The sequence below is a fragment of the Agromyces sp. Y782 genome, from assembly GCF_059445405.1.
Map to the genome: position 1 here is coordinate 1,054,840 of NZ_JCAIUG010000002.1, position 21,786 is coordinate 1,076,625.

Here is a 21,786-nt window from a genome sequence, read left to right on the forward strand (position 1 = left end):
GACCGTAATGTTCAACAATTCCGAACAATACCGATCGGAAGTCCCCACTCTTCGGAATGTACTGACGTCTGTCGCTCAGCGGACTCGCGATGGGAGGCTTCCTGCACATCATCTTGTCAGCGGATTCACACCGCTTCACAGGATTGGGAGCGGGCCGCATCGCCCGTGAACACGATCGGGAGGTTGGCAGTGACACGACACAACCCAATGGAACGACTCGAGGCCGGGCGCAGAACCGGCATGAGGCGAACGACCGTCGCGCTCGTCGCGGCCGCGGGCGCCATCGTGCTCGCGACGGTTTCGAACGGCGCTGCGATGGCCGCCCCGCCCGGCAGTTTCGACCCCGACGTCCTCGATCCGGTGGACTCCCAGAGCTGGGAGAACATGGACGACATGACCTGGGACGACTACGTCGGCGTCCCCGGCACCGACTGGGCCAACGACGCCGAGGGCTCCGACCGGCAGTTCAACGGCGCCATCGTGCTCGTCGACTTCGAGAACCAGCCGTTCCTCGTGACGCAGCCGGAAGGCACGCACGCCTTCGGGGATCCCTCCGGCCTCGCCAACGGGCTCGACCGAGAAGACGTGCCCGGCTTCTACCTCGACCTGCTCAACAAGCCGAGTGAGCTCAACCACGGCCACACCATCAACGAGTACTGGATGGAGCAGTCCGGCGGCCGTCTCAGCGTGCAGATGGAGGCATTCGGCCCATACCAATTGCCGGGCAACATCGAGGAGTACGGCCTGAACGATTCGTTCAACAAGCCGAACGCCGCGTTCTGCCCACAGGGCGAAAGCTGCGACAAGAACATCCGCACCGACGCGCTCGCACTCTGGGGCGCCGACATCGGCAGCACGGATCCGCTGACCCAGTTCGACCAGGTCTTCTACGTCACCGCCGGGCACGACGAGTCGGCGACGTGGGAGGAGTTCGGTCAGATGCTGTTCGAGAACCCCGAAGACGTCACCGACGATTTCGGACCTCCTCGTGACGAGAACGGCATCGCCCTCGACCAGAACGGCGCGCCGATGGCGAACTGGGCGAAGACCCGTTACGTTCCGTGGACCTCATGGGCGGCTGCGGTCAACCATTGGCCGAACGCCAACTTCGCCTCGAACGGGCGGGCGGGCAACTCGACGCAGGCGGAGTCGTCGGGCATGGGAACCTATGCCCACGAGTTCTCGCACATCCTCGGCATCTCCGACAACTACGGGAATCCGTACGGTACCGAAGCCGCCGACGGCGGGCCGCTTCGCGACACCAGCGGACCGTTCGACATCTTGGCCAGAGGAACGTTCAACGGCCCGGGCGGCACGCACGAACGATGGAGTGTCCCGTCGGTCGCCGGCGGATCCCAGCCCTCGGGCGTCGCGCTGCGCAATCGCATCAACCTCGGCATCATCGATGAGTCGAACTACCTGAACCTCCAGGAGAGCGAACTCGATTCGCTCGGTTCGATCGTCACGAACGTCGTCTCGCGCGCCATCATGCGTCCCGGTGAACTCACCGGCATCAACCTGGTGTTCGACAAGCCGAGCGCGGCTGCGGCGGATGATTCGACCGGCACGTGCACCCGGCAGGCCCAGTTCGACTGCGACGGCGGTTCCTTCGACAACTACACCGTGGAAGTGATCGACCAGATGGGCACCGATTCGTTCCAGCCCGACCACGGCGTGATGATCGCGAAGACGAAGAACCGGGATCGCAACCCCTTCATCTGGGCGATCGACGCGAACCCGCAGGACATCGCGACGGTCGACTACGTTCGTCCCGACGGCACGCCGATCATGATCACACGAGGCGATCAGCGCCAGCTGAACGACGGGCTCTTCCACGCCGGCAATGACTCCGGCTCGGAGTACGAGCACGTCGACACTGCGAACGGACTGCACTTCTACGTCGTGAACGTGCAGCGCGACGACGACGGCATCCTCGCCTACGACGTCGCCGTGCGTTCGACGGTGAACGCCGGGCCGCAAGCCCGTGGCGTCGACCTCGGCAAGGCCGTCGTCAACGGTCACCTCGCCTCCATGCACGGGCAGGCGCAGGCGAACGGCATCGCGATCGCGCAGTGCGCCGTTCCGCTGACGAACACGGGTGGCGCGGTCGAGGATGCGAAGGCGAACAGCGACATCTATCGCCTCGCGACCTCGATCGAGGGCCGCGGCTGGTCGGTGCACACGCCGAGCAGCATCGTCACCGCAACGGCCGGGGAGACGATCTCCGTACCGGTCTATGCATCGCGCGGTGCCGACGCCGCCCGGGATGCCACCGTCACGATCACCGCGACGTCGGAGAACGACACCTCGGCGACCGAGACGATCACCTGCGAGCTCGACGCACCGGGCAACGGCCGCTGAGTCGACCGCGCCGATCGGGGCGCGCAGAACGGGAACCACTCCCGTTCTGCGCCGCCCCGTTCGGCGTCGGCACCCCCGCACCTGCACCACCCACCACGCCCGCCGCACTGACGGGCACGAGGAGGCAACGTTTGTTCACGTCCGTCCGACGTTCGGCACTGTGCCTCGCACTCCTGTTGCCGGCCCTCGCGCTCACCGCGTGCGCGAGTTCACGCGGCGCCGACGATTCCGCCGCCGATGGCGGTGTGCTCGAACTCGTCGTCCGCGATGGTCACCTCCGAGAGCTCGGCGCTTCGTGCTCAGGCGCGAGGCCGTACCTCGAGTTCCACAAGGGTGCCGAGCTGACCTTGCTCGACGAGAACGGTGACGAAGCGTTCGGGGCTGTACTCGACGATGGCGAAGCCGTGAAGGTCGACGAGATCGACTACGGGAACGCACCGCGCATCCCGACCTTCTGCCGCTTCCAGCTCGGCGCCGCAGAACTCGAAGACGGCGTGAGTTATCGGGTGAGCATCGACGGCCACGTCGTCGCCGAACATCGAGCGGATGCTGCTGCGACGATGGTGTTCGTCCCCGCACTCGCCGAGCTCGACCCCGCCATCGAAGAACCAGAACGATCGGAAGGACCAGAATGACCGGCATGCGACCGATCGCGATGATCGGCACCGTCGCCGCACTCGTCCTCGCCCTGGCCGCCTGCACGAGCGGCCCTCGAGGGGGCGCCGCTCAATTGCCGGGGCCGCTGCCCGAGGGCGCCTCATACGCAACCGGCATGGTCGGCCCCGCGGCCCCGGCCCTCGAGGGTGCGCTCATCGATGACACACCCGTCGACGTCGAGACGCTCGCGGCCGGCCGACCCCTGATCGTGCAGTTCATGGCCAGCTGGTGTTCGAGCTGCGCTGAACAACAGTCCGTTCTCTCGGAGATCGACTCGGAGTACGGCGACATGATCGCCATCGCGCAAGTCTCGGGTGATACCGATGGGGAGGCCCTCGCGAGCTACCTCGACGAGCATCACGTCGATCAGCCGGTGCTCGTCGATCCTGAACTTCAGATCTGGCGCTCCTACGCGGTGACCGAACCGCCCATGACCGCACTCATCGACGCTGAAGGACACCTCGTCAAGCTCTGGCCCGCCGGCGCCGATGGGGTGAAGCTCAGGGAGCAGCTCGATCGCATCGTGGTGGGCGACGACTGACCCACGCTACTCCGCGCGAAGGGCTCGACGCTCGGTCTCGATCTCGACGAGAGCGCGCTGCAGCGTGCCGTACGCTGCGAGATCGGCACGATCGGTGCGCTGCAGGCGCCCGAGCAGCTCGGACTTCTGTCGCAGCAGCTCGCGATCGACGAGCGCACTCACGACCGCCTGCACGTACGCAGTGAGCTCGCCCTCACTGCGCTGCGGCACGGGGGCGACCGCGAGTTGTTGCACGAGGCCCGCGAAGGGCGCGGGCACCTCGGCGATGACACGATCGACACGCACCGCCGTATCAGGGGTGGCCAGCACCGAGGCGATTCCATCACGGATGACGGCGAGCGACGGATTGCCGAAGCGGCTGTCGACGGCGTGACGCAGCAGCTCAGCTCCGACCGCGTCGGGGTACTGCAGCATCGCCTGGAGTGCATCGCGCTCGAGGCGGGTGGCAGGGTCGGTCGGGAGTTGGGTGATCGAGAACGGGCGCTCGGGGACATCCGTCGCGACTGCCGCGCCACCGCCGGCCGTGGCGGGCGCCGGCGACCCGCCCCGCTCCCCCGCCGGCTTCGTGCGACTCGATGCCGATCGCACGGCGCGCGTCACCTCGGCGAGTTCGACGCCGAGCATGCGCGCGAGCTGGTGCGTGTACCCGGGGCGAGCCGCTGGGTCGCGCATCTCGGCGATGATCGGCGCCGCCGCTCGAAGCGCGGCGACCCGCCCCTCGACTGTTTCGAGGTCGTAGCGAGCGAGGGTGTGCTTGATGACGAACTCGAACATCGGCGTGCGCGAGTCGATGAGGGTGCGCACCGCAGCGTCGCCTCGAGCGAGACGCAGGTCGCACGGGTCGAGCCCGTCGGGAGCGACCGCGACGAAGGTCTGGGCTGCGAAGCGCTGCTCTTCGCCGAAGGCGCGCATCGCGGCCTGCTGGCCTGCGGCATCGCCGTCGAAGGTGAACACGACCTCGCCGAGGCCCGAGTCGTCGCCGAGCACTCGGCGCAGCACCTTGATGTGGTCGACGCCGAACGAGGTGCCGCAGGTGGCGATCGCGGTCGTGACGCCGGCGAGGTGGCAGGCCATGACATCGGTGTACCCCTCGACGACGACGACCCGGCGCGACTTGGAGATGTCGCGCTTGGCGAGATCGAGGCCGTAGAGCACCTGCGACTTGTGGTAGACCGCGGTCTCGGGGGTGTTCAAGTACTTGGGGCCCTTGTCGTCGTCGAGCAGCCGCCGGGCGCCGAAGCCGACGGTCTGCCCGGTGACGTCGCGAATCGGCCAGACGAGTCGGCCGCGGAAACGGTCGTATATGCCACGATCGCCCTGCGAAACGAGGCCGGATGCCGCGAGCTCATCACTCGTGTACCCGCGGCCCTTCAGATGGTCGGTGAGCGCATCCCAGCTCTTCGGCGCGAAGCCGACGCCGAACCGCTTCGCCGCCTCGGCGTCGAACCCGCGCTCGCCGAGGAACCGGCGACCGACCTCGGCCTCGGGCGTGCCGAGTCGTTCGGTGAAGAACTCGGCAGCGGCTTGATTCGCGGCGAGCAGACGAGCTCGGTTGCCGTGATCGGAGGCCTGCCCGCCGTCTTCGTAGTGCAGTTCGAGCCCGATGCGCCCTGCGAGCCGCTCGACGGCTTCGGTGAAGGAGACGTGGTCCATTCGCTGCAGGAACGTGTACGCGTCGCCCGACTCGCCGCAGCCGAAGCAGTGGTAGTAGCCGAGCCCAGGCCGCACATGGAAGCTCGGACTGCGTTCGTCGTGGAAGGGACAGAGCCCCTTCATCGACCCGACGCCGGCGGACTTCAGATTGACGTGCTCGCCCACGATGTCGGCGATGTTGGTTCGGGCCTTCACCTCATCGACATCGCTCTGTCGAATTCGGCCCGCCATGGTTCTCATCCTAGTTCGCCCGGAAGTCCCGACGGCCGGCCGACGGCATCGGTTCTCAGCGCTGCACGAGGCGCTCGTACCAAGCGAGAGCCGATTGGTCGGTGAGACTCGCGACCTGGTCGACGACGACGCGTTTGCGCGCAACATCATCTGCGGCCGCTCGCCAGTCTTCGGCGAACCCCGAGTCGAGGTGCTGCTCGCCCGTTTCGAGGAGCGTGTCGGCGAGGGAGGTGAGCACCTCCCGCTGCTGGTGATAGATCGGCTGCCGGGTGTTGCGCGACATCACGAATGCCGCGACGATGCCCTTCAGTACCGCGATCTCAGCCTGGATCTCGCGCGGCACGACGACGTCGGCGTCGAATCGGATGAGGCTCGCGACCGGGAACGCCGCCCGAGTCGCTGCGGTCGCAGCGTGCGCGAAGCGACCGATGAGCTGGCTCGTGAGGTTCTTCAGACGGCCTTGGTCGCGGCGACTGCCATCCCAGGTGTCGAGCCAACCGTCGAGCGAATCGAGTCGATCGAACGCCGCGATCAGTTCGTCGTGGGCGATGGACCCGCCGATCCACTCGTACATCGAGCTGACGAGGCCATCGTGATCGACGCGTGCGCCGAGAGCGGCGACGTCGATGTAGCCGTTGACCACGGCGTCTTCGAAGTCGTGCACGGAGTAGGCGATGTCGTCGGAGAGGTCCATGACCTGCGCCTCGATGCAGAGGCTCCGCTCGGGTGCGCCGGCCCGGAGCCAACGGAACACCTCGACGTCACCCTGGTAGAAGCCGAACTTCGCCCGGCCCGACGGGTCGGCGACGCTCGTCTCTTCGGGCCACGGGTACTTGCAGCTCGCGTCGAGGCTCGCCCTCGTGAGGTTGAGGCCGTAGCTGCGACCGTCGGGGCCGAACACCTTCGGCTCGAGCCTCGTGAGCAGTCGCAGCGTCTGCGCGTTGCCCTCGAATCCGCCGACGTCGATCGCCCACGTGTTGAGCGCCTTCTCGCCGTTGTGGCCGAAGGGCGGGTGGCCGAGGTCGTGCGCGAGGCAAGCGGTGTCGACGACGTCGGGGTCGAGCCCGAGACTCTCGGCGAGCTCTCGACCGACTTGGGCCACTTCGAGCGAGTGCGTGAGCCGATTGCGCGCGAAGTCGAGCCCCGCAGTGGGGCTCAGCACCTGGGTCTTGGCCGCCAGCCGGCGGAGCGCACTGGAGTGCAGGAGCCTCGCACGATCGCGAGCGAAGTCGCTGCGCCGCGAGGAGTGCTGTTCGGGGAGCCAGCGTTCGGTATCGGCGGGTTCGTATCCGCCGAAGAGTCGTTCGCGCACGCTCAGCCGCCGCTCGTGTCGAGTTCGGCGTCGACGAGGGTGACCCGATCGTGGCCGACGAGCTCTTGGGAGTCGAGCCAGCCGTCGGGCAGGGCCGGCTTCTTGGGAGTGCCGGCACGGCCGCGCGGACCCTCGGCGCCCTCGCCCGGGTAGGGCATCGACCAGTCGAGCGTGCCGAGCAGCTCGTCGAGCTGAGCGAGGGACTCGACCGTCGCGAGCCGGGCCCGAAGGTCTCCCCCGACGGGATATCCCTTGAAGTACCAGGCGACGTGCTTGCGGATGTCACGGCACCCTCGTTCTTCGCTGTCGAAGAACTCGGTGAGGAGCTCGGCGTGGCGCCGGAACGTCTGCGCGACCTCGCCGAGCGACGGCTGGAAGCTCTGCGATTCTCCGCGGAACGCTGCGGCGAGGTCGCCGAAGAGCCACGGACGACCGAGGCATCCGCGCCCGACCACGACTCCGTCGCACCCGGTCTCGGCGACCATGCGCAGTGCGTCATCGGCCGACCAGATGTCGCCGTTGCCGAGCACCGGAACGCTCGTCACGGTCTCTTTGAGCTTCGCGATGGCCGACCAGTCTGCCTCGCCGGAGTAGAACTCCGAGGCGGTGCGCGCGTGCAGTGCGACTGCGGCGACGCCCGCGCCTTCGGCGATGCGCCCCGCCTCGAGGTACGTGAGGTGGTCGGCATCGATGCCCTTGCGCATCTTGATCGTGAGCGGAATTTCGCCGGCGGCTTGCACCGCGCCCTCGACGATGTCCCGGAAGAGCCCGCTCTTCCACGGCAGCGCGGCTCCCCCGCCCTTGCGGGTGACCTTCGGCACGGGGCATCCGAAGTTCAGGTCGATGTGGTCTGCACGGTCTTCGGCGACGAGCATCGTGACCGCCTCGGCGACGGTCTTCGGGTCGACGCCGTAGAGCTGGATCGAGCGCGGCGTCTCTGACTCGTGGTGCGTGATGAGGCGCATCGACTCGGGAGTGCGCTCGACGAGCGCACGCGAGGTGATCATCTCGCTGACGTAGAGACCGGCGCCGAATTCGCGGCAGAGGCGACGGAACGCCGTGTTCGTGATGCCGGCCATAGGGGCGAGCACGACGGGCACGTCGAGGGCGAGCCCGCCGATCGTCAGCGGGCCCGCGGGAAGCATGGTGGTGGAGGACATCACCAAGATTCTCCCAGAGTTCGGGGCAGGCTCGCCCGCTTCGGCCATGCGCGCCTAGGATTCACGGGAAGACGAGGCTGGGGAGGACGAGATGTCAGAGCTCACGGGCGTAGATCGAGTGCGAGCGGATGCCGCTGCACGAGGCCTCGACGTCGAGATCATCGAGCGCCCGGCAGCGCGCAACATCGAGGAGGCGGCCGAGCTCCTGGGCATCACGCCCGCCGACATCGTCAAGTCGCTCGTCGTCAAGCGCAGCGACGGCGCATTCCTGTTCGCCCTCGTGCCCGGTGGTCGCAAGATCTCCTGGCCCAAGCTGCGTGCGCTCGTCGGGGTGAACAAGCTCCAGTTGCCCGATGCCTCGCTCGCGCTCGCCGCGACGGGCTACGAACGCGGCACGATCACCCCGCTGGGCTCGACCACGGCATGGCCGGTCGTCGCCGATGCCTCGATCGCCGGCCGGCGCGTCTCGATGGGAGCAGGCGAGCACGGCCGCAGCCTCTTCGTCGACGCCGATCGGCTCATCGACGCACTCGGCGCCACCGTGGCTGACATCTCCGATCCGGAATAGCCGCAGGGTCTCGATACGGCGCTGGCGCGCCTACTCGACCGGCGCGCCAGGGATGTAGCAGACGTCACCCTCGCAGACCATCGCCGAAGGGTCGCCCGTGATCATCGCGAACGGCGCGGGCACAGCAGCATCCGTCGCCTGAACTGCCTCGGGACCGCTCATGCGGCCGCTCCGTCGCGCTCGCCGGCGACCTGCGTGATCGCTTGGGCGAAGACCTCGGCAGGTTGCGCACCCGAGATGCCGTACTTGCCGTCGATCACGAAGAACGGAACACCGTTGATGCCGTAGTCCTGTGCCTGCGCGATGTCGGCCTGCACGTCTGACGCGTAGCGATCCGACTCGAGCGCTTCGCGCGCCTCGTCTGCGTCGAGGCCGACCTCGACGGCGAAGCTCACGAGCTCGTCGATGCGGTTCACGCGCCCGCCCTCGACGAAGTAGGCCTTCAGCAGGCGCTCCTTCAGCTCGAGCTGCTTGCCGTTGGCCTTCGCGAAGTGCAGGAGTTCGTGCGCCTTCAGCGTCTTCGTGTGGGCGACTTTTTCGAAGTGGTAGTCGAGTCCGGCGTTCGCGGCGACGCCCGTGACGTGTTCGAGCATCTGCTCGGCGCGCTCGACCGGCATACCCCTGCGATCGGCCAGATACTCGACCGTGGAGCCCTCGAAATCGAGCGGAGTGTCGGGCGAGAGCTCGAAGGAGTGGTACGTGATGTCGACGGCAGGCGCGTCGTCGCCGAGCGAGGCGATTCCGCTCTCGAGGTGCCGCTTGCCGATGTAGCACCACGGGCACGCGATGTCGGACCAGATGTCGATCTTGATGGCTTCACTCACGAAGTATGCGAACGGATGCATCGTGCACCGTATTCCCCACGCGAGTTTCAACCCGGCGAACTCGTTACGACCAGCACCTCGATAGGCTCGGATGATGCCCGATCCCGCACCGCGCCGCATCCTCGTCGCAGGCACGAGCGGGGCAGGCAAGTCGACCCTCGCGCGGCGGATCGCCGCGGCATCCGCCCTGCCGTACCTGGAGATCGACGCCCTCTTCCACGGACCGGACTGGACGCCTCGCCCGAGCTTCGTGGACGATGTCGACGCCTTCACAGCGCAACAAAGCTGGGTCATCGAGTGGCTGTACGAGCCCGTGCGCGAGCTGCTCGCCGGCCGGGCCGATGTGATGCTCTCGCTCGACTACTCGCGCCCGCTCGTGATGCAGCGAGTGATCACGCGCACGGTGCGCCGTCGACTGCGGCGCGAGGAGCTCTGGAACGGCAATAGGGAGGCGCCGCTCCACACGATCTTCACCGACCCCGAGCACATCGTCCGATGGGCCTGGAACACGCATGCCGGCCGGCTCGAACTCGTCGCCGCGGCCGAGGCGCGTCATCCCGCTCTCGAAGTCGTTCGGCTGCGACATCCGCGCGAGGCAGACGCCTGGATCGCTCGCGTCTTCGGACGCTCCGGCCCGGGCACCCTTCCCGATCCGGCCTGAACGATATATCGTTGAGTATCGTTGGATTGCACCTCAGGAGGTCGTCATGAACGGATCAGGCTCCACAGGAGACTTCGGCTCAACTGGCTTCTCGGGCGACGGGCCCGCCGCCGCGATCTGGGAGGCGATGCAGCAGTTGCGCTCTTCGTTCGAGCAGCGACCCGGCTCGTCCCGCATGGCGCGGGGCGACGTGCGCGCGGCCGTGCTGGCACTGCTCAGCGAAGAGCCGATGCACGGCTACCAGATCATCCACGAGATCGAAGAGCGCAGCGGCGGCAGATGGAAGCCGAGCGCGGGGTCGGTGTACCCGACGCTGCAGTTACTCGCCGACGAGGGGCTGATCGTCGCGGAAGAACTGCGGGGGCGCAAGACCTACTCGCTCACCGAGGCCGGCCGCGACGAGGCATCCGCCGGAGCCGACCGACCTGCACCGTGGGAGGCGGCAGGGCCGCAGGGGGCCGACCAGCACCGCGCACTGTCGAAGGCGGGCGTCGAACTCGCCGCTGCGGCCGCGCAGATCGCCCGCAGCGGCACGCCCGAGCAGGCGCGGCGCGCGGTCGAGCTGCTCGACGAGACCCGGCGCGGGCTCTACTCGATCCTCGCCGAGGGCTGAACCAGGTGGAGGGAGGCGCCCGACCCGTGCGCACGCGCCGCATTCTGCGCTTCGCGGCGCGCCAACTCACGGCGCTCTGGTGGTTCGAGCTCGTGCTCCCCCGCATCGGTCTCGCGGGCATCGCCGAGCGCTCGCGGGAACGACGGATGCGCCGGCTCGCACAGCAGTTCCGCGTTCTCGCGGTCGACCTCGGCGGGCTCATGATCAAGGTCGGGCAGTTCCTCTCCTCCCGCCTCGACGTGCTCCCGCCCGAGATCACCGCCGAGCTCGAGGGGTTGCAAGACGAAGTGCCGGCCGAGCCGTTCCCGGCGATCCGAGCGCTCGCCGAGGCCGAGCTCGGTGCCCCGCTCGAGCGGGTGTTCGCCCGCGTCGACGAGTCACCGGTCGCCGCCGCCTCACTCGGCCAGGTACATCGCGCACGACTCGCCGATGGCGATACCGCTGACACCGGACTCGTCGACGTGGTGGTCAAGGTGCAGCGGCCGGGCATCGATCAGATCGTCGCGGTCGACCTCGCGGCCCTCCGCCGCATCGCCGGCTGGGTGCAGCGCGTCCGAATCGTGTCCGACCGGGTCGACGCACCAGCGCTCGTCGAGGAGTTCGCGGCGACCTGCCTCGAAGAGATCGACTACCTGCACGAGGCCGCGAGCGGTGAACGATTCGCCGAAGCCTTCGCCGACGACTCCCGCGTCGCCGCTCCCGCGATCGTGTGGGAGCGTACAACTCGGCGCGTGCTCACGCTCGAGGACGTGACGGCGATCAAGATCAATGACACCGCTGCGCTGCGTGCTGCGGGCATCGCACCTGGCGAGGTGGCCCGGGTCTTCGCCGAGAGCATGTTCGAGCAGGTGTTCACGCACGGTTTCGTGCACGCCGACCCGCACCCGGGCAATATCTTCGTCACCCCGGGCGCGGCAGCTGCGGGCGCCGCCTCCGCGGGCGCGGCCACTCCTGGCACCGCTGCGCAGTGGCGGCTCACCTTCGTGGACTTCGGCATGATGGCCGAGGTGCCCGCCGAACTGCGAGCCGGCCTCCGCACCCTCGTCATCGCCGTCGCCGCGCGCGACGGTCGCGGCATGATCCAGGCGGCACAGCAGATCGGCGTACTCCTGCCGTCGGCCGACACCGGTGAGCTCGAGCGCGCCCTCACCCAGCTCTTCGCGCGGTTCGGCGGCTTGGGATTCGCCCAGCTGAAAGACGTCGATCCGCGCGAGCTCAGCGACTTCGGCGACGAGTTCGGCGACGTCATGCGCTCGCTGCCCTTCCAGCTGCCCGAGCAACTGCTCCTGCTGTTCCGGGCGCTGGCCCTGACGTCGGGCATGTGCAGCGCACTGGACCCCGAGTTCAATGTGTGGGAGGCGGTCGAGCCCTACGCCACACAGCTCCTGAACGAGGAGCGCGGCAACCTCGCACAAGATCTCGGGGCGCAGGCCGCGACGAACGCGAAACTGGTCTGGCAGTTGCCGAATCGCATCGATGCGCTCATCACCAAGGCCGACGAGGGCAGGTTGTCCTTCGACACCTCACGGCTCGAGCAGCGCATCGATCGCATCGAAGGGCTCGCTCGCCGGGTCGTCTCCGCCCTGCTCTTCGCGGCCCTGCTCATCGGCGGCGCATTGCTCGCCACGCCGAACCCGGCGCTCAGCACGACTCTCGTTGCGCTCTCGGTGCTGCCGCTGCTGCACGCCCTGTTCGCCGGCCTCTTCCGACGGCGCGGGCGGTGACAACGGCGCGCCAGCGGCCCTGCTTCAGCTGACGGTCGGCGTGTCCACTGCGCCGCCGAAGCGGCGGTTACGGCCCGCGTACAACTCGATGGCCTGCCAGAGATCGACGCGCGAGAAGTCTGGCCAGAGCGTATCGAGGAACACCATCTCGGCGTAGGCCGACTGCCAGAGCATGAAGTTCGACGTGCGCTGCTCCCCCGAGCTGCGCACGAACAGGTCGACGTCGGGCAGTTCGGGCACGTAGAGCCGCTTCGCGATGAGCTTCTCCGACACGGCCGAGGGACGCAGGCGGCCGGATGCCACGTCGTCGGCGATCGACCGCACCGCGTCGGCGATCTCGGTGCGCCCGCCGTAGTTGACGCACATGGTGAGGGTGAGGGTGTCGTTTCCCGCGGTGAGCGTCTCAGCGAACTGCAGTTCCTTGATCACCGAGGCCCAGAGCCGCGGCCGTCGCCCCGCCCAGCGGATGCGCACCCCCCACTCGTTGAGCTGGTCGCGCCGCCGATGCAGCACGTCGCGGTTGTAGCCCATGAGGAAGCGCACCTCTTCGGGCGAACGCTTCCAGTTCTCGGTCGAGAAGGCGTACACCGAGAGGTGCTTCACGCCGGCCTGGATCGCGCCGGCCACGACGTCGAGCAGTGCCACCTCGCCCGCCTTGTGCCCCTCGATGCGAGTGAGGCCGCGCTTGTTGGCCCATCGGCCGTTGCCGTCCATGACGATGGCGACGTGCTCGGGCACCGCCCCTTTCGGCAGCTCGGGCGGATACAGACCCGTCCAGTCGATCGGCCGGTAGGGAACCGCGTCACGGTGGGTGAAGGGCTTCGGACTCACTGGGCGGTCGTCTCCCTGGATACGTGCGGCAACGAGCGAAGACCCCGCTCGAGGTGCCATTGGGTGTAGGCGGCGATGATGCCGCTCGCCTGGCCCCGGTCGCGGTCGCTCGAGGCCTTCGCGAACGCCCAGTCTCCGGCGAGTAAGGCGCCGAGCAGCGCCACAGTGGAACCCGCGATGCGCGGAGTGCCGGGCGGTGCGCATTCGTCGCAGACCACGCCGCCGAGCTGCACGACGACGGCGGTGTGCTCGCCCACCTTGCCGCAGCGGGCACAGTCCTGGAAGCTCGGCGCCCAGCCCGCAAGTGCGAGCGCGCGCAGCAGGTACGAATCGAGCGTGAGGCTCGCCCCGTGTTCGCTCCTCGAGAGCGAGCGCAGGGCGCCGACGAGCAGCAGGTACTGCTGCAGCGAGCCCTCGGCCTCGGTGAGCTTGTCGGCGGCCTCGACCATGGCGTTCGCCGCGGTGTAGGCCGAGTAGTCCTGAGTGATGAGCGCGCCGTAGGAGCCGAGCGACTCCGCCTGCGTGACGACGTCGAGGCTGCGGCCCTCGTACAACTGCAGGTCGGCGACCATGAACGGCTCGAGCCGGGAGCCGAACTTCGAACCGGTGCGCCGCACCCCCTTCGCGACCGCGCGCACCTTGCCGTGCTGCCGCGTCAACAGCGTGACGATGCGGTCGGCCTCACCCAGCTTGTGGGTGCGGAGCACGACGGCTTCATCTCGATACACGGGCACCCTTCATTCTCCCACCCCGCGCAGCAGAACCGGCCGAAGCGGATGCCGCGGCGCGGTTGTCTCCTCGCGCTTCCGGCGCGTGGTTCACTGGTGCCGTGAACCACGCACTCTTCACGATCCCCCTCTGGCTCGACCTCGTAGCCGTGGCCATCGGCGCGATCCAGGGTGCGATGTTCGCCGCCCGACTGACCGAACGACGCATCGACCTGCTCGGCGTCGCCCTCATCGGTGTCATCGTCGGCCTCGGCGGCGGCCTCATGCGCGATCTGCTGCTGAATCAACTGCCGGCCGCGATCTCGAGCAACTGGTACCTGCCGATCGCGACCGCGGCCGCCCTGCTCGGCATGGCACTGTTGCGCGTCTTCACGAAACTCAACGGCCTCATCATCGCCCTCGACGCAGTGACGATCGGGCTCTTCGGCGCGATCGGCACCTCGAAGGCCCTCGCCTATGGCGTGCCGGTAGTGCCTGCGGTCTTCATCGGAGTGCTCTCGGCCGTGGGCGGATCGATCCTCCGCGATGTCGCCCTCAACCTGCCGATCGCGCTCATGCACGTCGGATCGCTCTACGCCATCGCCGCAACGGCCGGCACTGTGCTGCTCGTCGTACTCGTCGCGCTCGGCGTGAACGTGGTCATCGCGGCCACGGTGTGCGTCGTCGTGACCACGCTCACCCGTCTGGGCTCGGTGCGCTTCGGTTGGAGCCTGCCCGAACAGCGGGCACTCGGCACCTGGAAGGTCTGGCGTCGAGCCTGACAACCCTGCACGCGTCCAGTTGCCCGACTCTGGACAGAGTCGGGCAACTCGATGTGTGGCACCGCCGGATGCCGCGGGCGCACCTCGTGCGCGCGGCATCCGAGACTCGTCAGACGCCGACGAACTCGCGCTCCGCCTCGGACGCGACCGCGTTGCGCAGTGCGCGGTTGACGGCGGAGACGACGGCCTTCAGCGACGCCGTCGAGATGTCGGCGTCGATGCCGACACCCCACAGCACCCGGCCGTCGACCTCGAGCTCGACGTACGCGGCAGCGAGTGAATTGCCGCTGGCCGCGAGCGTGTGCTCGACGTAGTCGCGCAGCGCCACCTTGACGCCCTCTGCGCCGAGTACGGCGAGGAATGCCGAGATGGGACCGTTGCCGCTCGCGTCGGCCTCGACCCGCTCTTCGCCGTCGCGCAGCCCGACGCGCACGTTGACGACCCCGTCGAGCGCGCTCTCGGTGCGCAGCGACAGCAGTTCGAAGCGACCCCACTTCTCGTCGGGGTGCTCCTGGGGCGCCGGCAGGTACTCGTCGTTGAAGACGCGCCAGATCTCATCGCTCGAGACCTCGCCGCCCTCGGCGTCGGTCTTGGCCTGCACGACGCCCGAGAACTCGATCTGCAGGCGGCGCGGCAGGTCGAGTGCGTGATCGGTCTTCAGGAGGTAGGCGACCCCTCCCTTGCCCGATTGCGAGTTCACACGGATGACGGCCTCGTAGCTGCGTCCGAGGTCGCGCGGGTCGACGGGCAGGTACGGCACCGCCCATTCGAGCTCACCGAGTGCGACACCGCGGCGCTCCGCTTCGGCATCCATCGCCTCGAAGCCCTTCTTGATGGCGTCTTGGTGCGAGCCCGAGAACGCCGTGTAGACGAGGTCACCGGCCCACGGGTGACGCTCTGGCACCGGCAGCTGGTTGCAGTACTCGACGGTGCGCTTGACCTCGTCGATGTCGGAGAAGTCGATCTGCGGGTCGATGCCCTGCGTGAACAGGTTGATGCCGAGAGCGACGAGGTCGACGTTGCCGGTGCGCTCGCCATTGCCGAACAGGCAGCCTTCGATGCGGTCGGCGCCGGCGAGATACCCGAGTTCGGCGGCGGCGACGGCCGTGCCGCGGTCGTTGTGGGGGTGCAGCGAGAGAATCACATTCTCGCGGTGGGCGAGGTGCCGCGACATCCATTCGATCGAGTCGGCGTAGACGTTGGGCGTGGCCATCTCGACCGTCGCCGGCAGGTTGATGATGACCTTGCGCTCGGGCGTCGGCTCGAAGATCTCGATGACCTGGTTGCACACGTCGACCGCGAACTCGAGCTCGGTGCCCGTGTAGCTCTCGGGCGAGTACTCGTAGTAGACCGTCGTGCCGGGGACGGTCGATTCCATCTCACGGCACTTGCGCGCGCCGTGCAGCGCGATATCGATGATGCCCTGCTTATCGGTGCGGAAGACGACCTCGCGCTGCAGGATGCTCGTCGAGTTGTACAGGTGCACGATGGCCTGCTTCGCGCCGGAGATCGACTCGTACGTGCGCTCGATGAGGTGATCGCGGGCCTGCGTCAGCACCTGGATCGTGACGTCGTCGGGGATCGCGCCCTCTTCGATGAGGCTGCGCACGAAGTCGAAGTCCGTCTGGCTTGCCGACGGGAACCCGACCTCGATCTCCTTATAGCCCATCTTGACCAGCAGGTCGAACATGATGCGCTTGCGCTCGGGGCTCATCGGGTCGATGAGGGCCTGGTTGCCGTCACGGAGGTCGACCGCGCACCAACGCGGCGCCCGTTCGATGCGCTTGGACGGCCACGTGCGATCGGGCAGATCGACGTGGATCTGCTCGTGGAACGCACGGTAGCGATGCACGGGCATCGAAGACGGCTTCTGGGTGTTCTGCATGAGGTGCTCTTCTCGCTTACGGATGGGTTTCAGCCGACGACGAACTCCGCAGCGAGGGAGGCCTGAGAACTAGGACTCGCTGCGGCAGCTAAGGAGAAGCAGGCCGTGAAGCACACGGCAAGGCTAACACCGCGCCTGGCCGGGCGCGCAACATGACGGAACGAGCGGATGCAATCCGATGCATCCGCTCGTTCCGTTCCCCTTCTTCACCTCGCGTCGTGAGTCCCTAGTCGGCCGCGAGGGCGACGACCGGCGAGACGCGCATCGCACGCCGGGCCGGAGCGATCGAGGCCACGATCGTCAACACGCCGGCCGCGACGATGAGCACACCGAACATCGCCCACGGAATGCCCGGCAGCACGATGCCTGGGCTGCCGTTCACGTTGCCGAGCAGCGCCTGCGCCCCCGCCCAGCCGTACACGAAACCGAGCACGAGCCCCGTCAGGGTCGCCGCGATCGTGAGCGACGCGCTCTCGGCGACGATCATCGCTCGCAGCTGCCGGCGATCGAAGCCGAGCGCCCGCAGCAGGCCCAGCTCGCGAGTGCGCTGCAACACACTGAGCGAGAGCGTGTTGACCATGCCGATCGCGGCGATGAGGGCGCTGAAGCCGATCAGCACGGTGAAGACCGTCACCGTGACGTTCATCGTCTCGTCGATGCCCTGATACACCTCGGGTTGGGCCCGCTGCGCCGCCGCGATGATGTCGCGATAGGACTGCATCGTGACGCTGAAGGTCGTCACGAGCGTCACGCCGATCACGAGGCCGATCGTCATGCGCGAGCTGCGCTCGGGGTGGCGCACCGCGTTCTCCGCTGCGAGCCGGGCGGCCGGCGAACTCCCGAGCATCCGGCCGACGAGCCGCAGCACCGGCGGCATCACCAGGTGCGCACCGAGCACGATGCCCGTGAACGAGACCACGCCGCCGACGAGCCCGATGAAGACCCCGAACGGGCTGACCAACCCCGCGATGACCCCGAGCGCGACCAGCACGAGCCCCACCACGACGAGCGCGAGGGCGATCACGTTGCGCGCGCGCTGCGCGGTGACCTCGCTGCGGTCGTGCTCGTTCGCATTGCCGATTGCTTCGACGGGACTCACGGCGAGCACCCGGCGCGATCCGACCCACGACGCGAGCCACGTCGTCAACACGACCGCGATCGCAGGCAGGGCGACCTGGGGGTTCAGATAGTCGTAGTCGGTTGCAGGGAGCAGGTCGACCCGCACCGCGACCTCCTCGAGCGCGAACGCGAGGCCAGAACCGATGACGACACCGACGGCGGCTCCCACGACACCGATGAGGAACCCCTCTTTGGCGACCTGCGCACGCTGGGTCCTCGCGCTCGAGCCGATCAGGCGGAGCAACGCGATGAGGCGCGTGCGCCCGGCGACGACCGTCGAGACCGTGTTGGCGGTGACGATGGCGGAAACGTAGATCGCGATGACGATGAAGACGCTCGCGACGATCCCGAGCATGAGCGCGACCGTCGCGCTCGAGCCGGTGACGTCGTCGGCGGCGACCACAGCACCGAGCAGCCCGGTGACGTGCAGCAGGGCGACTCCGAAGCTGCCCGCGAGGGTTGCAACGATGAGCGTCGGCCATTGATCCCTGAATTGGCTGCGCATCAGGCCGCCGCCTCCATGGACAGCATGAAGGTCGAGATCTCCCCGGCCGTCGAGCGCCCCGAATCGCGGACGATCCGACCGTCGGCGAGGAAGAGGATGCGGTCGGCGTGGCTCGCCGCGATCGGGTCGTGCGTCACCATGGCGATCGACTGGCCGTATCGGGCGCTGGCCGCGGCGAGGAGCCCGAGCACCTCGCGACCGGTGCGCGAGTCGAGATTGCCGGTGGGCTCGTCGGCGAACACGAGGTCGGGCCGGGTGGCCAAAGCCCTGGCGATCGCGACGCGCTGCTGCTGGCCGCCTGACAGTTCGTGCGGTCGATGCCCGATGCGGGAACGCAGGCCCAGCGTGTCGAAGAGTTCGTCGATCCAGCCCTGCTCCTCGCGCGTGGGCCGGCGCCCGTCGAGATCGAACGGAAGCATGACGTTGCCGCGCACGTCGAGTGTCGGCACGAGGTTGAACGACTGGAAGATGAAGCCGATCCGGCGTCGCCGCAGCACGGTCAAAGCCGAATCCGAGAGCTCGGTGATATCGGTGTCGCCGAGCCACACCCGCCCACCACTCGGCGAGTCGAGCCCGGCCATGATGTGCATGAGCGTCGACTTGCCCGATCCCGATGGGCCCATGATGGCGGTGAACTCTCCGCGGCGGAGGCCGAGCGAGACATCGTCGAGGGCAGTGACGGCACCCGGGCCGTCTCCGTAGCGCTTGCCGAGTTCGGCGACGCGGGCGATCAGGCCGAGGTCAGAGGGTTGGATCTGCATGTCATCGACGTTACGGACGGCGCGGGTGTCGAGGCATCCGGCGAATGGATGGTTCGCCGTCATCCTCTGGGATGATCCCTTTCGTCGGTCGAGTAGGCGCGCCAGCGCCGTATCGAGACCTCGCCGGTCCGGCTCGCTGAGCCTGACTCGCTGAGCCTGTCGAGGCGCTCCTGTCGAGCGCTCCTGTCGTCGGCGACTCCCTTCGACGAACTCAGGGAGCCGGAGCGTCGAGATCGTGCTCGTAGGCGAACACCACGAGCTGCACGCGATCGCGCAGGCTGAGCTTGGCGAGGATACGACTGATATGCGTCTTCACCGTCGCCTCCGAGAGGAACTCGGATGCCGCGATCTCGCCGTTGCTGAGCCCGCGGGCCGCGAGACCGAAGATCTCGCGTTCACGCGGGGTGAGGTCCGCCCACGCGGCTGGCGCCGGGCGCCGGCCACTGCCCCGCCCGACATGGGCGAACAGCGCGCGCGTCGCTGCGGCAGCGATCACCTGGTTGCCCTGATGCACCGTGCGCACCGCCGCGAGCAGGAACTCGGGGTCGGCGTCCTTCAGCACGAACCCGCTCGCCCCTGCGCGGATCGCACGAGCCGCGTTCTCGTCGAGATCGAAGGTCGTGAGCACGAGGATCCTCGGGGGAACGACTCCGTCGCGCTCGGCAGCCGCGAGGATCTGCTCGGTCGCGGCGATGCCATCCTGCACCGGCATGCGCACGTCCATGAGTACGACATCGGGCCGTTCGCGCGCCGCCAGGACGACCGCGGCCGCACCATCGCCCGCTTCGCCGACCACCTCGAGGTCGGGCTGCGATTCGATGAGCATGCGCACGCCGGCACGGAACAAGGCCTGGTCGTCGACCAGCGCGACCCGGATCTCGCTCATGCGGGCCTTCCCGCCTGCGCCGGAATACGTGCGATGAGCCGGAACAGGCCGTCGTCGCCGGCCTCCGCGCGCAACGTGCCACCCGTGAGCTGGGCTCGCTCGCGCATGCCGGGGATCCCGTGGCGGAACGCGTGCGACTCGGGCGAAGCGGCATCCGCTTTTCTGGCGTTCACGAGCGTGATCGCCACGCCTTCGGCGTCCCAGGCCAGCTCGAGGTGCACCGGCGCGCTCACGTCGCCGTGTCGCAGGGCATTGGTCAGGCCTTCCTGCGCGATGCGGTAGACCGCGATCTGGTGGCCGGTGCCGAGCGGCAGCCGTTCGCCGATCTCGGCGAAGCGCACGTCGAGGCCCGCCGCGCGCACCTGCTCGAGCAATCCGTCGAGGTCGTCGAGCACCGGCTGGGGTGCGCCCGCCTCATCGTGACGGAGCTCTGCGAGGAGCAGGCGCACGTCACCGAGAGCGCCGCGGGCGACACCGGCGATCGTGCCGAGTGCATCGACGGCGGCTTCAGGGCGCGATGGGGCTGCGAACCGGGCGCCGTCGGCCTGAGCGATCACGACCGCGAGCGAATGCGCGACGACGTCGTGCATGTCGCGGGCGATGCGGTTGCGCTCCTGTTCGACGACGTAGCGGTACTCGACCAGCTCTCGTTCGCGGTTCGCCGCGTCTTCACGCCGGCGCACTTCACGCGTGTCGCGCACCGAGCGCACGAGCAGGCCCGCCGTCCACGACAGTACGAACACGGCGATCGATGCGACGAAGAGCACGACGGTCAGGATCAGCGTGCTGACCGTGTCCTGCGGACCGAGGAAGCCGGCGTTGTCGATGAGCGGTTTGATGAGCGCGAGATACCCGGTCGCGAGCAGGGCGCCGACGCCCGCCGACGCGAGGCCCAGCCACTTCACGACTCGGCCGCCGTGTGCCGCGCTCGAGTAGAGCACGCCGAAGACTGCGACGTCGTAGAGCTGCAGGTCGCGCAGCATCAGCATCTGCGCGAGCGCCGCGGCCCAGGCGAGCCCGAGCGACCACCCGGGCGAATACCGGCGCACCGCGAGCGCCCCGGCGAAGACGATGAGCACCGCGACATCGGGCGCGGCGCCGAGCAACGCGAGCGGGAGGCACACGAGCGCGAACACGCCTGCGAGCACGATGTCGGTCGTGAGTTTCGCGCGGCTGATCGGGGTGGGCACCGATACACAGTACGCGTTCACCGGTGGCACAGCCTCAGTCGGCGCCCGGAATCATCCTCGAGAGGTACACCTTACGGCGGCATCCGCGACTCGCGTCAGACGAGTGGAGACCACGAAATGTTGGGTCGCACTGTATGACTCGGACGTAGAGAATAGCTGGAGGAGGGCGAATGGTGGTTCGGGTGATCGGCGCGATGCTCGCCGCGTGCGCTGTACTGATCGTTGCCGGTTGTGCCACGGACAGCGACGTGGAGGCACGCGTTACGGATGACACATGGGTGCCCGAGCGGGCGAGCCTGCCGGCCGAGGTGACGCGAGTCGGCTTCGTGGTCGATGCCGGTGACGGGCCGCAACTGTGCCTCGGGCGCATCATGGAGTCGTATCCTCCTCAGTGCGCTGGCCCGATGATCTTGGGCTGGGACTGGGATGCGGTCGACGGCGAGGAGTCGGTAGCGGGCGTGACCTGGGGCGACTATTCGGTCAGGGGCGACTGGGACGGCGAGACACTCGCTCTCAGGGGCACCGCCGTGCTCGTCGATCGCTCTGCACAACTGGTCGACCCGGGCACGACTGCCCAGCCGGCCGAAACCCCTTCGGCGGCGTGCGAGCCCGAGAGCTCCCCAGTGTTGCCTGCCCTTCGGGACGCGGTGTCCGACATCGTCTCGGTCGGGATGGACCTCGCGAGCGGATGCGTCATCGTCGAGGTCGAATACGATGACGGCGCGCTGCAGACGGCCGTCGATCAGCGTTACGGCGCGGGTGCCATTGTGATCGCTTCGAGCTTCACGCTCGTTGACGATCGATGAGCCGGACCG

At 68.2% G+C, this 21,786-nt stretch carries 21 protein-coding genes; 9 read left to right on the forward strand and 12 right to left on the reverse strand.

What is annotated here, in order from left to right; genetic code table 11:
• Positions 1–240: 240 nt before the first annotated feature.
• From AC1C2S_RS19145 to AC1C2S_RS19155, 3 genes are all read left to right on the forward strand, one after another.
• Positions 241–2,361, forward strand: coding sequence for a metallopeptidase domain-containing protein (locus tag AC1C2S_RS19145; protein WP_495354181.1), 2,121 nt, complete (start codon positions 241–243; stop codon positions 2,359–2,361).
• 131 nt (positions 2,362–2,492) lie between these two features.
• Complete coding sequence (locus AC1C2S_RS19150) at positions 2,493–2,996, forward strand: hypothetical protein (RefSeq protein WP_495354182.1); 504 nt, start codon at positions 2,493–2,495, stop codon at positions 2,994–2,996.
• Positions 2,993–3,559, forward strand: a complete 567-nt coding sequence (locus AC1C2S_RS19155; protein WP_495354183.1) for a TlpA family protein disulfide reductase — start codon at positions 2,993–2,995, stop codon at positions 3,557–3,559. Before AC1C2S_RS19150 ends, AC1C2S_RS19155 begins: the two co-directional genes overlap by 4 nt.
• Before the next feature lie 6 nt (positions 3,560–3,565).
• Here the strand turns inward: AC1C2S_RS19155 and dnaG are convergent, their stop codons facing one another.
• The 3 genes from dnaG to dusB are packed head-to-tail and all read right to left on the reverse strand — an operon-like array spanning position 3,566 to position 7,915.
• Positions 3,566–5,443, reverse strand: coding sequence for a DNA primase (dnaG, locus tag AC1C2S_RS19160; RefSeq protein ID WP_495354184.1), 1,878 nt, complete (start codon positions 5,441–5,443; stop codon positions 3,566–3,568).
• Between the two features lie 55 nt (positions 5,444–5,498).
• The gene (locus AC1C2S_RS19165) at positions 5,499–6,755 is read right to left on the reverse strand and encodes a deoxyguanosinetriphosphate triphosphohydrolase (RefSeq protein ID WP_495354185.1); all 1,257 of its coding nucleotides are present in this window, start codon (positions 6,753–6,755) and stop codon (positions 5,499–5,501) included.
• A gap of 2 nt (positions 6,756–6,757) precedes the next feature.
• The gene (gene dusB, locus AC1C2S_RS19170; RefSeq protein ID WP_495354186.1) at positions 6,758–7,915 is read right to left on the reverse strand and encodes a tRNA dihydrouridine synthase DusB; all 1,158 of its coding nucleotides are present in this window, start codon (positions 7,913–7,915) and stop codon (positions 6,758–6,760) included.
• A 91-nt stretch (positions 7,916–8,006) separates the two neighbouring features.
• Here dusB and AC1C2S_RS19175 point away from each other — a divergent pair, with 91 nt between their 5' ends.
• On the forward strand, positions 8,007–8,483 hold the full coding sequence (locus AC1C2S_RS19175) for an aminoacyl-tRNA deacylase (RefSeq protein ID WP_495354187.1): 477 nt from the start codon (positions 8,007–8,009) through the stop codon (positions 8,481–8,483).
• Positions 8,484–8,513: 30 nt separating this feature from the next.
• Here AC1C2S_RS19175 and AC1C2S_RS19180 read toward each other — a convergent pair whose 3' ends face one another.
• Both AC1C2S_RS19180 and AC1C2S_RS19185 read right to left on the reverse strand, forming a co-directional pair.
• On the reverse strand, positions 8,514–8,645 hold the full coding sequence (locus tag AC1C2S_RS19180; RefSeq protein ID WP_495354188.1) for a hypothetical protein: 132 nt from the start codon (positions 8,643–8,645) through the stop codon (positions 8,514–8,516).
• Positions 8,642–9,307, reverse strand: a complete 666-nt coding sequence (locus AC1C2S_RS19185) for a DsbA family oxidoreductase (protein ID WP_495354426.1) — start codon at positions 9,305–9,307, stop codon at positions 8,642–8,644. The genes AC1C2S_RS19180 and AC1C2S_RS19185 overlap by 4 nt, the downstream gene beginning before the upstream one ends.
• Positions 9,308–9,401: 94 nt before the next feature.
• Here AC1C2S_RS19185 and AC1C2S_RS19190 point away from each other — a divergent pair, with 94 nt between their 5' ends.
• From AC1C2S_RS19190 to AC1C2S_RS19200, 3 genes are read left to right on the forward strand one after another with little or no spacing between them, the layout of a single operon-like run.
• Entirely contained in the window at positions 9,402–9,968 is a 567-nt protein-coding gene (locus AC1C2S_RS19190) for a P-loop NTPase family protein (protein ID WP_495354189.1), read from the forward strand.
• Between the two features lie 46 nt (positions 9,969–10,014).
• Positions 10,015–10,581 carry a PadR family transcriptional regulator gene (locus AC1C2S_RS19195; RefSeq protein ID WP_495354190.1) on the forward strand — a complete coding sequence of 189 codons (567 nt, stop codon included), beginning with the start codon at positions 10,015–10,017 and terminating at the stop codon, positions 10,579–10,581.
• Between the two features lie 26 nt (positions 10,582–10,607).
• On the forward strand, positions 10,608–12,305 hold the full coding sequence (locus AC1C2S_RS19200; protein ID WP_495354191.1) for an ABC1 kinase family protein: 1,698 nt from the start codon (positions 10,608–10,610) through the stop codon (positions 12,303–12,305).
• A 24-nt stretch (positions 12,306–12,329) separates the two neighbouring features.
• On the opposite strand, the gene AC1C2S_RS19205 is transcribed toward AC1C2S_RS19200, so the two are convergent.
• A complete protein-coding gene (locus AC1C2S_RS19205; protein WP_495354192.1) occupies positions 12,330–13,136 on the reverse strand; it encodes an isoprenyl transferase in 807 nt (268 codons plus the stop codon).
• The gene (gene recO, locus AC1C2S_RS19210) at positions 13,133–13,870 is read right to left on the reverse strand and encodes a DNA repair protein RecO (protein WP_495354193.1); all 738 of its coding nucleotides are present in this window, start codon (positions 13,868–13,870) and stop codon (positions 13,133–13,135) included. The genes AC1C2S_RS19205 and recO overlap by 4 nt, the downstream gene beginning before the upstream one ends.
• A gap of 95 nt (positions 13,871–13,965) precedes the next feature.
• Here recO and AC1C2S_RS19215 point away from each other — a divergent pair, with 95 nt between their 5' ends.
• On the forward strand, positions 13,966–14,625 hold the full coding sequence (locus AC1C2S_RS19215) for a trimeric intracellular cation channel family protein (RefSeq protein WP_495354194.1): 660 nt from the start codon (positions 13,966–13,968) through the stop codon (positions 14,623–14,625).
• Positions 14,626–14,734: 109 nt separating this feature from the next.
• Here AC1C2S_RS19215 and leuA read toward each other — a convergent pair whose 3' ends face one another.
• From leuA to AC1C2S_RS19240, 5 genes are all read right to left on the reverse strand, one after another.
• Entirely contained in the window at positions 14,735–16,510 is a 1,776-nt protein-coding gene (gene leuA / locus AC1C2S_RS19220) for a 2-isopropylmalate synthase (protein ID WP_495354195.1), read from the reverse strand.
• A gap of 226 nt (positions 16,511–16,736) precedes the next feature.
• Complete coding sequence (locus tag AC1C2S_RS19225) at positions 16,737–18,134, reverse strand: ABC transporter permease (RefSeq protein ID WP_495354196.1); 1,398 nt, start codon at positions 18,132–18,134, stop codon at positions 16,737–16,739.
• Positions 18,134–18,895 carry an ABC transporter ATP-binding protein gene (locus tag AC1C2S_RS19230; protein WP_495354197.1) on the reverse strand — a complete coding sequence of 254 codons (762 nt, stop codon included), beginning with the start codon at positions 18,893–18,895 and terminating at the stop codon, positions 18,134–18,136. Before AC1C2S_RS19230 ends, AC1C2S_RS19225 begins: the two co-directional genes overlap by 1 nt.
• A gap of 211 nt (positions 18,896–19,106) precedes the next feature.
• Positions 19,107–19,781: a response regulator gene (locus AC1C2S_RS19235; RefSeq protein ID WP_495354198.1), complete on the reverse strand. Its 675-nt coding sequence runs from the start codon at positions 19,779–19,781 to the stop codon at positions 19,107–19,109.
• Complete coding sequence (locus tag AC1C2S_RS19240; RefSeq protein WP_495354199.1) at positions 19,778–20,971, reverse strand: sensor histidine kinase; 1,194 nt, start codon at positions 20,969–20,971, stop codon at positions 19,778–19,780. Before AC1C2S_RS19240 ends, AC1C2S_RS19235 begins: the two co-directional genes overlap by 4 nt.
• 170 nt (positions 20,972–21,141) lie before the next feature.
• On the opposite strand from AC1C2S_RS19240, the gene AC1C2S_RS19245 reads away from it, so the two are divergent.
• Complete coding sequence (locus AC1C2S_RS19245; protein ID WP_495354200.1) at positions 21,142–21,777, forward strand: hypothetical protein; 636 nt, start codon at positions 21,142–21,144, stop codon at positions 21,775–21,777.
• Positions 21,778–21,786 lie beyond the last annotated feature (9 nt).